This window comes from Cohnella laeviribosi DSM 21336, assembly GCF_000378425.1.
GTDB classification, from domain to species: domain Bacteria; phylum Bacillota; class Bacilli; order Paenibacillales; family Paenibacillaceae; genus Cohnella; species Cohnella laeviribosi.
The window spans coordinates 181,777-194,818 of sequence record NZ_KB899809.1 but is presented as its reverse complement, the minus strand read 5'-3'; the positions used below and the strand labels follow the sequence as shown (position 1 = coordinate 194,818).

Annotated in this window: 10 protein-coding genes and 1 pseudogene; 10 read left to right on the top strand and 1 reads right to left on the bottom strand. The window is 57.7% G+C overall.

The features are described 5' to 3' along the window. Positions 1 to 17: 17 nt before the first annotated feature. The 7 genes from F560_RS0102210 (at position 18) to F560_RS0102180 (ending at position 7,949) form a co-directional block, all read left to right on the top strand. Positions 18 to 932 carry a carbohydrate ABC transporter permease gene (locus tag F560_RS0102210; RefSeq protein ID WP_026298049.1) on the top strand — a complete coding sequence of 305 codons (915 nt, stop codon included), beginning with the start codon at positions 18 to 20 and terminating at the stop codon, positions 930 to 932. A 6-nt stretch (positions 933 to 938) separates the two neighbouring features. Continuing rightward, a complete protein-coding gene (locus F560_RS0102205) occupies positions 939 to 1,775 on the top strand; it encodes a carbohydrate ABC transporter permease (protein WP_019004069.1) in 837 nt (278 codons plus the stop codon). Positions 1,776 to 1,990: 215 nt separating this feature from the next. Next, positions 1,991 to 3,337: an ABC transporter substrate-binding protein gene (locus tag F560_RS0102200; RefSeq protein WP_019004068.1), complete on the top strand. Its 1,347-nt coding sequence runs from the start codon at positions 1,991 to 1,993 to the stop codon at positions 3,335 to 3,337. A gap of 131 nt (positions 3,338 to 3,468) precedes the next feature. Continuing rightward, positions 3,469 to 5,118 (top strand): MGH1-like glycoside hydrolase domain-containing protein, encoded by a 1,650-nt coding sequence (locus F560_RS0102195; RefSeq protein ID WP_019004067.1) that lies wholly within the window; start codon positions 3,469 to 3,471, stop codon positions 5,116 to 5,118. Between the two features lie 98 nt (positions 5,119 to 5,216). After that, positions 5,217 to 6,110 (top strand): glycoside hydrolase family 43 protein, encoded by an 894-nt coding sequence (locus F560_RS0102190; protein ID WP_019004066.1) that lies wholly within the window; start codon positions 5,217 to 5,219, stop codon positions 6,108 to 6,110. Positions 6,111 to 6,671: 561 nt separating this feature from the next. Then, positions 6,672 to 7,280: a P-loop nucleotide/nucleoside kinase family protein gene (locus tag F560_RS0102185; protein ID WP_019004065.1), complete on the top strand. Its 609-nt coding sequence runs from the start codon at positions 6,672 to 6,674 to the stop codon at positions 7,278 to 7,280. 291 nt (positions 7,281 to 7,571) lie between these two features. Then, a complete protein-coding gene (locus F560_RS0102180; protein WP_156828860.1) occupies positions 7,572 to 7,949 on the top strand; it encodes a hypothetical protein in 378 nt (125 codons plus the stop codon). 21 nt (positions 7,950 to 7,970) lie between these two features. On the opposite strand, the gene F560_RS0102175 is transcribed toward F560_RS0102180, so the two are convergent. Continuing rightward, positions 7,971 to 9,101 (bottom strand): hypothetical protein, encoded by a 1,131-nt coding sequence (locus F560_RS0102175; protein ID WP_019004063.1) that lies wholly within the window; start codon positions 9,099 to 9,101, stop codon positions 7,971 to 7,973. A gap of 400 nt (positions 9,102 to 9,501) precedes the next feature. Between F560_RS0102175 and F560_RS0102170 the strand changes: the two genes are divergently transcribed. From F560_RS0102170 to F560_RS24115, 3 genes and pseudogenes are all read left to right on the top strand, one after another. Then, positions 9,502 to 10,407: an ATP-dependent DNA ligase gene (locus F560_RS0102170; protein WP_019004062.1), complete on the top strand. Its 906-nt coding sequence runs from the start codon at positions 9,502 to 9,504 to the stop codon at positions 10,405 to 10,407. 74 nt (positions 10,408 to 10,481) lie between these two features. Beyond that, positions 10,482 to 11,453, top strand: coding sequence for a GNAT family N-acetyltransferase (locus F560_RS22260; protein WP_019004061.1), 972 nt, complete (start codon positions 10,482 to 10,484; stop codon positions 11,451 to 11,453). Positions 11,454 to 11,664: 211 nt separating this feature from the next. Beyond that, positions 11,665 to 13,032, top strand: a pseudogene (locus F560_RS24115) (cache domain-containing sensor histidine kinase); the annotation flags it as partial. Positions 13,033 to 13,042 lie beyond the last annotated feature (10 nt).

The following is a 13,042-nucleotide window of genomic DNA, read 5'->3' as shown; positions in this document are numbered from 1 at the left end:
CAAGAGGGGGAAGCAAGATGCGAAAGTCACGCCGGCCATTGTCCAACGAGCACAATCTTACGGCTTACGTCTTTTTGCTGCCGTGGCTGATCGGATTTTTTTGCCTGACGCTCGGCCCGATGTTGGGGTCGCTTTATTTTTCATTTACCAGGTACAACCTGCTCAGTCCGCCCGAGTGGATCGGGTTTTCCAACTTCGTGAGCATTTTTACCGAAGACCAGACGTTTAAAAACTCCATTTCGCTTACTTTCCAATATGTGTTCCTGTCCGTTCCGCTCCGGCTTGCGTTTGCCCTGCTCATCGCCATGATGCTGAACAAGGGGATTCGGGCGCTCGGGCTGTACCGGACGGTTTATTACATTCCCTCGCTGCTTGGAGGAAGCGTGGCCATCGCCATCGTGTGGAGACAGATTTTTGACGGCGAGGGCCTGATCAACAAGTTTCTCGGCCTGTTCGGCATCGAGGGGCCGTCGTGGATTTCCCACCCCGACTACATCATCTATACCATCGTCTCGCTGTCGGTCTGGCAATTCGGTTCGGCGATGGTCATTTTCCTCGCGGGACTCAAGCAGATTCCGGCCGATTTGTACGAAGCCGCACAGGTGGACGGAGCGGGCAAAGTGCGGCAGTTTTTCCGCATTACGCTGCCGATGCTCTCGCCGGTGCTTTTCTTTAACCTGGTCATGAGCATCATCAACTCGTTTCAGGCGTTTACGCCCGCATACGTGATCGGCGACGGCCGCGGCGGCCCGCTCGACGCGACGATGTTCTATACGCTTTATCTCTATCTGAAAGGCTTCTCGTTTTTCGATATGGGCTATGCGTCCGCGCTGGCCTGGATTATGCTGCTGATCATCGGGGCGTTCACCGCCGTCCTTTTCGCCACCTCGAAATTCTGGGTCTTCTACGGCGACAGCAAGGAAGGGAGGTAAGAAGCGATGCGAACCAAATCCGTTGCCGCCGCCGCCAAACACGCGGTCATCATTCTTGTCGGCATCCTCATGCTGTATCCGGTGCTGTGGCTGGTGAGCAGTTCCTTTAAGCCGAATCAAATGATCTTTACCGACACGGGGCTCTGGCCGAAGGCGTTTACGCTGGACAACTACGCGAACGGCTGGAGGGGCCTGCAGCACGTTTCGTTCGGGCGCTTCTTTGCGAATTCCTGGCTGATTTCGGTCATGAGCGTGCTCGGCAATCTGGCGACCTGCTCGCTCGCGGCCTTTGCCTTCGCCCGCCTGAACTTTAAACTGCGGAAATTGTGGTTTTCGCTCATGCTGGTGACGATCATGCTGCCGTATCATGTCACGCTGATTCCGCAGTACATCATCTACGACAAGCTGCAGTGGATCAACACTTATTATCCGCTGATCCTGCCCAAGTGGCTGGCGCACGATTCGTTTTTTATCCTCTTGATGGTGCAGTTTATTCGCGGCATTCCGCGCGAGCTCGACGAAAGCGCGACGATCGACGGCTGCAGCCAGCGGCAAATTTACGGGCGCATCATCCTGCCGCTGCTTGTGCCGGCTTTGATCTCGGCTGCGATCTTTACGTTCATCTGGTCGTGGGACGACTTCTTCAGCCAAATGATTTACTTGAGCGACATCAAGCTTTTTACGGTACAATTGGGCATCCGCTCGCTGTTCGACCCGTCGGGCCAATCCGATTGGGGCGCGCTGCTGGCCATGTCGACGCTGTCGCTTGTGCCGATCACGCTGATCTTCCTGATCTTCCAGCGCTATTTCCTGGACGGCATCGCGACGACCGGCCTGAAGTAAAGGTCGAGCGGCTTTCATTCACGGGAAATCTTGTTCTCGCCTCTCATCCTGCCTTGCCGGCAGTATGGGGGGCGAAGTTTTTTTCCTGTGCATGAGCCGATCCAAAAAAAATAATAATGAACATCCGAAGGAATGAAATTTCGTTTTGGGCAAGGTTATCGTACCATTAGAGCTGTAAGCGGATTCACTTCATGACACCTTCGGGGGGAATCAACATGAAACGTAAGTGGCACATTCTGGTCTTGGCGGCATTGATGGCGATCGCAACAGCCTGTTCGGGCGGAACGGGCAGCGGCGGGGCGGGCGGTTCGTCCGCTTCCGAAAGTCCGAGCGGCGGCTCGTCCGGCGGCGAGCAGGTGGAGCTGCGCATCATGTGGTGGGGCGACCAAAAGCGCGCGGACATTACGAACGAAGCGCTTAAAGTGTTCCAGCAGAAACATCCGAATATCAAGGTTGTCGGCGAATTCGCCCCGTCGACCGGCTATTTCGACAAGCTGAACACGCAGCTTGCGTCCGGGACGGCGCCCGACGTCTTTTTCCTCGGCGGCAACGTCGTCGACTATGCGCTTAAGGGCGTCCTTCTGGATCTCGGACCTTACGTCGGCAAAGAACTGGACCTGTCGGATATGGATCAATCGATGATCGATTACGGCACGCTGAACGGCAAGCTGGTTCATATTTCCGCCGGCGCGAACGCCCGCGGGATCGTCGTCAACCAGACGATGTTCGAAAAAGCCGGCATCCCGGTCCCGCAGGACGGCTGGAACTGGGCAGACTACGCGCGCATCAGCAAAGAAATTTCCGACAAGCTGGGCAAAGGCTACTACGGCACGTATAACTTTGCGGTCGACGGCCTGGACATCGCGCTGAAGCAAAACGGCAAGCAGCTTTACGATATGGCGAAGGGCACGCTCGGCTTTGAGGAAGCGGACGCGTTGAAGTGGTTCCGGTACTGGGATGAGACCTCCAAAGCCGGCGGCGTCGTTCCGGCGGAGCTGCAGGTCTCCAATCCTCCGGGCGACACGAGCAAATCCCTGATCGTAACGGGCAAAGTGGCGATGGGGCTGATTCCGTCCAACCAGCTTGCGGCGCATCAGAACCTGACGCAGGACAAACTGATTCTGGTTCAGGTGCCGCGCGGCGAGAAGGGAACGGGAGTCGTGTTCGAGTCGAGCCAAGGTCTGTCGGGATATGCGAAGACGAAGCATCCGAAAGAAGTGGCGACGCTGATCAACTTCTTCATCAACGATCCGGACGCGGCCAAAATTCTCGGCAACGACCGCGGCGTGCCGGTTACGTCCAAAAACCGCAAGCTGCTGGAAAGCGAAGCGAGCGAGGTCGACAAAATCGTCTACGACTACACGAGCCGGGTTTCCGAAGCGGCGAAAAAAGAGCCGTTCGCGGTCAGCTACAATCCGCCGGGCTTCTCCGAATATTCCAAACTTGCGGAAACGACGCTGTATGAAATCGGCTTCGGCCGCAAGAGCGTGGAAGACGCGGTGAAAGATTTCTACAACGGCACGGTCAAGATCTTTAATAACAACCAAAACGGCAACTCCTAATCTCATGTTCCGAAACAGGCTGCCCGGCGGCAGCCTGTTTCGGCATCGGTCGATATCGGTCGGCAGCGGGCGAAACCTTCGCCTGAAGGGGCAAGGGGCCTTATTTCATCTTCAAAAGCGAGGCTGCGGAAATGAACGATGTTTTGTTAAAGCGACTTAGAGAACTATCGGTCGACGAAAAGGTCGGGGAGCTGAAAAAAGCGTCGGATTCGCAGGTGATGGCGGAATGGCGGCGGTCCGGCGTGCGGTTCGCGGCTTCGGCGGGAAAGCTGGAGCAGGTGTATTACGCGGCGCTTCGCAAGCTGCTGGACTGCATCGTGCCGACCGGCAGCGGCGAACCGATCCTGCAAGAAGGCGGGATTTATCTCGGCTGCTGGCTGGAGAGCACCGGAACGATCAATGCGGAGCTGCTGTCCCGGTTTGTTCCGTCCGTATCGGAGGCGACTTACCGTTCGTTCGCCGTCCATCAGCGGGAGGACGGGCTGCTGCCGTACAAGGTGACGGAGCAAGGTCCGGCTTACCGGCAAATCCAGCTCGTATCGCCGCTCGCCCGGAGCGTCTGGAACCATTACCGCCTTAACGGGCGGGACAAAACGTTTCTGAAGACAATGTACGACGCGATGGCCCGCTACGACGGCTGGCTGGCCGCTTTCCGCGATACGCGCGGCACCGGCTGCGTCGAAGCGTTCGGCACGTACGACACCGGCCACGATTTGTCGCCCCGTTTCTGGCATGTGCCGGATACGCCGCATTTAAGCGATGCGGCGAAGTTCGATCCGGATTCGCCGGTATTGCCGTTTCTGGCGCCGGATTTGACGGCGAACGTGTATTGCCAGCGGCTGTATTTGGCGCGCATGGCGGAAGAGCTCGGCCTGCCGGGGGACGAGTGGCGGGAGAAGGCCCGGCGCAGCTTGGACAGCCTGTTCCGCTACTGCTTCGACGAGAAGGACTTCTTCTTTTACGACCGGGACCGCAACGATGCGTTCGTCCGGGTTCAATCCGACGTGCTGCTTCGGGTCATGGCGTGCGAGGTGGGCGAACGCGGCTTTTTCGATGAGATGCTGCGCCGGTATTTGCTGAACACAAGCAAGTTTTTCGCCAAATATCCGTTTACGTCGATCGCCATGGACGATCCCCGGTTCGATCCGTCTTCGAGCTACAACAGTTGGGCCGGACCTTCCAATTTTCTCAGCCTGATCCGCGCTCCGCATGCGTTCGAGCATCACGGCCGCCATGTGGAGCTGACGTGGGTCATGCAGCCGATCCTCTCCGCGTTTGCCAAGGCGACCCGGTTCGCGCAGACGCTCAGCCCGTGGACGGGCGACGAAGGGTTTACCGAGGCCTACTCGCCTTCGATTCTCTGCCTGCTGGACTATGTGGAGCGGCTGTGCGGCATTCAGCCCCGGCCGGACGGCGAGCTATGGTTCACCGGACTTGTGCCGTATCCGATGGACCACGGGGAGGAGGTCGCCGGCGAGACGGCGTACGGCCGGACGGTGGAAGGCGTAACCTACGAGCTGATCAATACGCGGGAGGGCTGCGAAATTTACCGAGACGGAGAGCGCTGGATGCGGTTTCCGAGCGGAATCCGCATCGTCACCGACCGCCGCGGGGAGCTGGCCGGCATTGTCGGCATGAGCGTTCGGACGGTCGAAGGGAAGATTCATTATCGCGGCCGGGACATTCCGTTTGCCGTGAAGGGCAACGAGCGGCTGGCCTATGCCGGCGGAGCGTTCGACCGGACGCTGGATATCGGCATCGTGTATCCGACGTACCGGTAGAGAAGCGTGAGGATGCGGGAGAAATCGAGAGGAGCCGCAAACCGGCGGAGAGCTCACGATGCCGGAAAGCAAAAGAAGGGAACAGGAGGGAGCTTGGCATGCTCTTCAGTAAAGATGTGCAAATTCGGGACCCGTTCGTCTTCCCCGTGGCGGAGGAAGGCAAGTATTATTTGTTTGGCAGCACCGATTCCAATATTTGGGGCAAAGGGACGGGGTTCGACGCCTACGTGAGCGACGACCTGCAGCGCTGGCACGGCCCTTTCCCCGTGTTTCGCCCGAAAGAGGATTTCTTCTCGGACACGAACTTCTGGGCGCCCGAAGTCTACTTCTATCAGGGCCGATATTATATGTTCGCCACGTTCAGAAGAAAGGACAACGGCCTTCTCGGTACGGCGGTCCTTGCCGCGGACCGCCTGCTCGGGCCGTTCGAGCCGTACAGCGACGGACCGGTCACCCCGGAAAGCTGGAGCTCGCTCGACGGCAGCTTGTTTGTCGACGAAGAAGGGCAGCCGTGGATGGTCTTTTGCCACGAATGGCAGCAGGTCGGGGACGGGGAAGTGTGCGCCATCCGCCTTAGCGCCGATTTGAAGCGGGCCGTTTCGGAACCGGTCCTGCTGTTCCGCGCATCCGAGGCGCCTTGGACGACGCCCTATCTGTCGCCGCGTTATCCGGACCAAGTCAATTACGTAACCGACGGGCCGTATGTGTTCCGCGCTTCGTCCGGCGATCTGCACATGCTGTGGGCGGGGTTTATCGACAATACGTATGCGCTGGGCATCGCAAAGTCCGAATCCGGCCGGATCACCGGCCCGTGGAAACACGAGGAGAAGGCGCTGTATCAGAACGACGGCGGGCACGGCATGGTGTTCCGCACGTTCCAGGGCAAGCTGATGCTGACGATTCATACGCCGAACAAGACGCCGCACGAGCGTCCCATTTTCCTCGAAGTGCTGGAAGACGGCGGCCGGATTTCGATCGGTAGGCAGTTATAAACGCGAAGCTTCGGTCGCGCTTCGTCTGCTGCGTTTCGTCGGCTGCGGCGAATGGTCAAATGGACAGGGAATCCGTTATATTCCTTTTTTAAGCCAAAATTGCTTTTTCGAGGACTCAGGATCCGTTATTTCCGTCTGATCGTCCAAAATGACGCTTGTATGGGGGGAATAACGGCTCTCGTGTCCGGGTCGTCTGGTTTTTAGCCGTTTTTTGACGAAAAAGCGGAATGACGGTCCGTTGGTTCCAAACGTCGTGCCTTTGCTGAATCGCGCAGCTTCGAAGGCGGCCTTTAAGCAACCTCGAATGCGACCTTGAATGTGTCTTCGAAAGCGGGTTCGATACAGTTCGAATGCGACCTTGAATGTGTCCTCGAACGCGGTTTCGAATGCAGCCTCGAACGCGGTTTCGAATGCAGCCTCCAGCGCGGCCTCGAAGGCGTAAGCGGCTTGGCTGCGGCCGTTCTGTACCGAATATGTCCGGCGATTCGCAAGGATATGTGTTACAATTGCAGTGTCTTCGCCCGAGGATAAACCGTTGATCGACTTCGTTTGGAGGTTAGGATGCGCAAACTAATCTTTTTCGTGGGGGGAGCCGGAGCCGGCAAAACGACGCTTGCGAGAGCGCTGGCGGGGAAGCGCCGGGCCGCGCTGCTGGATATGGATTCGCTGTCCCGGCCCGCAGCGGAGGCGTTAATGATCCAGGCGGGACTGGACCCGGACGACCGGGATTCCCCGGAATACAAGGCTTTGTGCCGGGATTTGGGCTATCGGCTGACGATGAACGCGGCGCTGGACAATCTGGATGTCGGAACGGACGCGGTGGTGATCGGACCGTTTACGAAAGAAATCGAGGATCCAAGCTGGCTGGAGCGGGAGCTTGGCCGCATCGGCGCTTCGCCGCAGAACGTCGATGTGAAGGTCGTCTTCGTCCATTTGCCGGACGAACAGCTTTACAAACGCCGAATTCAGCAGAGGCAGTCCAAACTCGACCAATGGAAACTGGATAACTGGGACAGCTTCAAATCCTCCCTTGCGAAGCGGGAGGTCAAATGGAACCTGCCGCCGGGATCGATTCTCTATTTCGATAACTCGCAGCCGCTGTCCGACGAAATCATCTCTAGGCTGGAACGCTTCGTATACGGAGACGGAGAACGGGATCGGCCGGGCTGATCGGCTCGGCGTTTCCGAGGCGGGGCCGGTCCCTCTGACCGAACGCTGTGCCGCAGAAGGGACAGCAGAAACAAAAAGCGCGACAATGACCTCGGTTTGAACTCCTTCCAATCTACTTCCCAACGGGGCTCAAGTTTCTTCTATGTTCGTCCAGCCGTTTTTTTCATCGGGAAGCGATGGGGCTACGGCATTACGCGCTGTGCGTTTTTGGCGGTTGCAAATGTTATCGCGATTTTCCGGCTGTTCCAAGGACCGCGCATAGAACATGGGGAGAAGCTTGACGTTTTTACCTTGAACGGACAAAGCGAGCACTGGAACGTACATAACTATACGATCGTCAAGACCGGCAAAACCATCTGGAGAGGATCGGCCGGTCTGACTTATCTCGGCGAAGAAAGCGAAATCGCAAATTCCGATTTTTTCTATTATCAGTTTGTGGAGAATCATCCCGGTTCCGGTCTAAAGACGGTGTTAACAGGAGGAGAATCGGCACGGGGCGGCACCGTGAATCTTCCTCTTCAATTGGAACGGCTGGGATCCATCAGCGGGCCGATCACCGATGCGGAGCGGAAGCTGATCAAACCGGATTTGAACGGATACAGTCGGGGAGAACGGCATTACGAGAAGGTTGAGCTTAGTATTAAAGCCGCCCTTGAAAGGCGGCCGTAATCGGTTGCTGATCTAGCAGGTTCACTTCGAAATTTGCAGCTCCATGAGATACGCTTTCGGCATCGTGTTCATGCCGCGTTTGTACCAGTGGCCGGTAATCGCGTATCGGTTCTCGCCTTGCTTGGCAATGCCGAGAATCCAGGAGTTTGCCGAGAAGTAGCTTTGATCCCACATTTTTTTCCCATTCTTGTCGAACTTGATGAGATAAGCGTTCTGCGTGTTGAGAGGCCCCGTATCGCCGACTACGATCACGCCTCCGTCCGAGGTGGGGATCAGGTCGTAGCCGTTGATTTTCGTATAGTGCTTCACGGCAGGGCGAACGATTTTTTTCCATACGACCGTACCCTTATCGCTCATACGGTATAAACCGAGAACCGAGTCCCAGGTGCGGGTGGAAATGAAGATATCTTTGCCGCGTTCGCCGCCCATGGCCAGAACTTCGCCTTCAATGGATCTGCTCCATTGTTTTTTGCCGTTCGCATCCAGCTTGACGACCAGGGTGTTCCAGCCCCACCTGCCAAAGCCTTTCGTGTAATCTATACCGGCCAGCAGGAGCCCTTTATCGGCGGTCGCCATCATGGACGCGATACTTTTATAATAAGCGGATACGTCAAGCTCCTTCATCAAACCGCCGTTTAAATCCAGCTTGATCAAGACGGCTTTGCCTTTTGCGTTCGTTAAACTGCCGGCCAGCCAATAGCCGTCCTCCGCCTGGACGACGGATAGGAACTGGTCGAAATCTTTTCCTCCGTAAAGATATTGCCAATCCACTTGACCTTCGGCGTCCACCTTAACGGCAAAGGCCTGAACGCCTTCCGCATCGGTCAGATAAGGCGTCTGTCCTACCGCCAAGTAACCGCCGTCGGCGGTTTGAATGATCTTTTTGGCGTAAAGGCCGGGCGAATACGTATATTCCCACTCTTCGGTTCCGTTTTTGCGGAGCTTATGAATGACCAACTGACGGTCTTTGTCGCCGGTGTAAACCCAGCCGCCGTCTGCCGTAGGCGCAACGGCATGTCCCGTGCTGCTAAAAGAAGGTTCGTCCAACTGCGTCCATACTTTTTTTGCCGATTCCGCTGCCGACACGTTTGACGCACTGGCGCTTACTGTCAACAGAAGGGCAGCGCATACAGTGAGCCATTTCTTTTTCATTGCCGCATTTCTCCCCGCAGGTATCAGACTTCATTGGCGCAAGCCGAACGCGCATCGTTCGGACTTCAAGCCATAGAAACTATATCATAGGGCAAAAAGCGGGAACAGAAAAGATTTGGCATTGTTTTCTTATGCTGTCTAGCGCCCGTTCTTTTCTTTCAATCGACAGAATCGCCGTCATAGCGAACGGCCCGGAGTTATGGTCGCACGAGATTGAGTATGCGGGGGCAAAGGCCAAACTTATGTTTCCGCTGCATTTCGTCAATAAATAGACAATAGGATATACATAGACGCCGGCTAGGACGCCGGTTAGGTTCCATGCAGTGCGGGAAGGAAAACGAAAGCGCATGAAAGGCGGTGCAGCGATGCGGGGCGCGAAGGGAGCCCGGTCGCCAAGACCATGATCCGGCTTCGTTCGTTCGAGCCGATGTCGCCGATCTTGGCGGAGCGGGTGCCGGCGGGCGGGGAATGGGGCCACCAGTTGAAGTGGGACGGCTACCGGCTGCTCGCAAACGTCCAAAACGGACAAGTCGGGTTGTTCTCCAGACATATGGCGCGGATGGACGAGGTCTATCCCGAGATTGCCGGGGCGCTCGCCGGGATCGGCGAATCCTGCCTGCTGGACGGCGAAGCGGTCGTCATGGACCCGCGCACCGGCCGCCCGAGCTTTCAACTGATGCAGCAGCGGGCCGGCAAGATGGCCAACCGCAGGGACAGTTCCGGCAAGCTGCCGGTTCAATACATCGTATTCGACGTGCTGGAAATCGGAGGAGAAGATTGGCGCGGCAGGCCGTTTATCGAGCGGCACCGGCGACTCGAACGGCTAGCGGCGGATTGGCGGTCCCCTCTGTTTACGACCGAACTGTTTGAAGACGGGACGCGATTGTGGCAATGGGTGCAGGCGAACGGCTGGGAGGGCGTCGTCAGCAAAAGGCTCTCCGCGCCGTACCGCAGCGGAAAAAATCATCGCGATTGGTTCAAGGTGAAAACCGCAGTCGTCGTGGAAGCGGATATCGTCGGCATCCTGCGCAAGGAAGGCCGAATCTCCAGCCTGGTCATGAGCGTGAACGGGCAGTATGCCGGAAGGGTATCGTCCGGGCTCGACGGGAAAGCGAAGGAATGGCTGGCAGGGCTGGAGCAGGGCTCCGCCTATCCGCCGCCTTTTCCCAAGCTTCCGCAAAGCTTGAAGGGAACGGACGTCGCCTGGCTGCGGAAGCCGTTCCGGGCCGAAGTGACCGGGCGGGAATGGACCGACGAAGGCTTGCTCAGGCATCCGAAAATCCGTTTGCTCCGCAACCGTCCGTAACCAAGAGGGAAGTTTGCAGCAAGCCGGCAGCAAGACGTCCGTTAGGCTCAAACCGACGAAAGAAGGGGAAACGGGTGAATGCAAAGGCCAAATACCGGGAGTTGTGCCGGACGAATGCGGATATTCCGCTTTCTTCGCAGGACTGGTGGTTGGACTGGTCGGCGGGCGAGGAAAATTGGGACGTCGTCGTTGCGGAGCGGGATGGGCGGATCGAAGCCGCGCTGCCGTATGTCGTCGAGAAGCGGGCGGACATGCGCCGTCTCGGCATGCCGCCGCAAGGCTCGCTGACGCTGGGCGCGTGGGTGCGCGCGCGCGAAACGAGCGGCGTCGCGGAAAAGCTGGACCGGGAGAAAGAGCTGGTGGCGGAGCTCATCCGCAAGCTGCCGCCGTTCGATCTGTTCTCGGCGTGGATGCATTGGAAGCATTCGTACGTTGCTCCTTTTTCCCAACAAGACTTTAAGGCGGACGTATTCTACACGCATGTATTGCCGCTGTCGCCGGACTTTCGAACGGTGGAGAGCGGCTTCCGGGAGAGCGTCGTGCGGGACGCCGGCCGGGCGGAGGCGGCGCTCCGGGTCTCCGACGCGCCGGATATGGAGCGGTTGTATAGTCTCGCAGCCCAACGAATCGGCGCAAACGAGGCGGCGCCTTCAACGCTGGCGCAGGCGCTTGCCCTGGACGAGATTTGCGAACGACGCGGCTGCCGCCGCATGTGGTTCGCGGAGGATGCGCGGGGGAGAGTTCACGCCGTCTTGTACATCGTCTGGGACTGCGATACGGCTTATCTGCTGATGAGCGGCGAAGCTCCGCTGCTGCGGACAAGCGGAGCGAAGGCGCTGCTGCTTCGGGAAGCGATCCGCTTCGCCTGCCGGAACGTCCGGTATTTCGACTTCCGCACGAAAACCCCCGACCCGGAGGACCGGCACTGCCAAAGCTTCGGCGCGCGCCCCGCGCCGAATATCCGAATCACCAAGTACGGCGGCGGACGGCTTGCCGCGCTCGCGAGCCGGATCAAACGCTCGATCGCGGGTTCGTCCCGGGTTTGAGAACCTGGGCTCCCAGGCTTCATGTAGAAAATCCTTCGGTCAAACCGGCCGGCTGCGGCCACGGCCGCGCATGCCTGCGCGGGACTGCGGCTTAAGCCCGCCGGTTTTTTTGACTGCCTTTCCGGCATCCGCTTCGATCCGAAGGCGCACAAGGGACAAGTCGTGATATAGTGATATAATAATAGACCGACTAACCCAAGGAGCTTGCAGTATGGCAATCGGGTCGATTTACCGCAAATATTTCAAAAACAATCTGTTTCTCAAACTGATTCTTCTGTTCTCGCTCATTACGATCGCGACCATCATCACCTTCTCGTACCTGATGTACCGCACCGCAGCCCAGTCGGCCGTTCGAAGGGAGTTGGACAACCAGGCCCGGGCGATGGAAAGCGTCAACCGGTACATCAGCGGCAAATACGAGTCCGTCCGGGCGATGATGAACGACGTGTACCGAAGCGATACGCTCTCGGCCAACCTCAGCTATTTTCTTCTCCATTCTTACGATTCGTACGTCAAATATCAGTTGGATCACTATTCCGCCGGCAACGGCGGCGAGTTTGCGAGCGTGACGGAATACTTTTTCCATCGCTTGGATTCCGATGCCGACATACGCAACATCGTGCTGTACAGCTCGGAGAAGCAGGTCTTGTACGCCTTTGACGCCAACAAAAGGTTTAAGCTCGTACCCACGAACGCGGCCCGTTCCTACATTCCCGACGTTATGGCGATGGAGACGAGGAACGTGACGGCTCCGAACGTTTGGGTGAGCAAGGCGATCGGCCAATCCGATCCCCGCGTTTATACGGTTCGGGTGCCGGTCAACGACAAGCAGACGCTCAAAAATATCGGCCAGCTCCTCGTCTATTTCGACTCCGAGCGGATCTCGAACGCGCTGGCCGGATACAAGACGGATTTGAAGGGGACCATCGTCGTCCGGGATGCGAACGGCAACGTCTTCTACGACTCTGCCGGAACGCGCTACGGGCAAAAGCTGGAAATCGCGGACGGCGAGCCGGCGGCGCTGGACGGAAGGCAGCTTGCCAACGGCGTTTACACGAACAGGCTTTCCTCCGGCGAAGGGGGCTACGCGGTCATCGGGGAAGCGACCCGCGAAGAAATCGCGGCTTCCTATAAGGGAACCCGCAATACGATCGTCCTGATCTGCCTGATCTGCATCGCCGTCGCCACGCTGATTCCGTCGCTGTTTATTATGAGCTTCGCGAGGCGGACAAACGAAATCATCCGGTTCACGCGGCGAATTAAAAACGGCGATCTGAAAGCCCGCATCGACGATACGCATGAAGACGAGCTCGGCCAAATCTCCAGAAGCTTCAACGCGATGCTGGACGAGCTGAACCAGTACATCGACCGGGTATACAGGGCCGAAATCAAGCAGAAGCATGCGGAACTGGCGGCGCTGCAGGCGAGGGTCAACCCGCATTTTCTCTACAATACGCTCGAGGTGATCCGCATGCGCGCGTTTTCGCAAGGCGACAACGATGCGGCGGAGATGATTTACAGCCTGTCCATGCTGTTCAAGAATTTGGTCAAGCAAAACCGGGAGTACACGCTGCATCACGAGCTGGAGG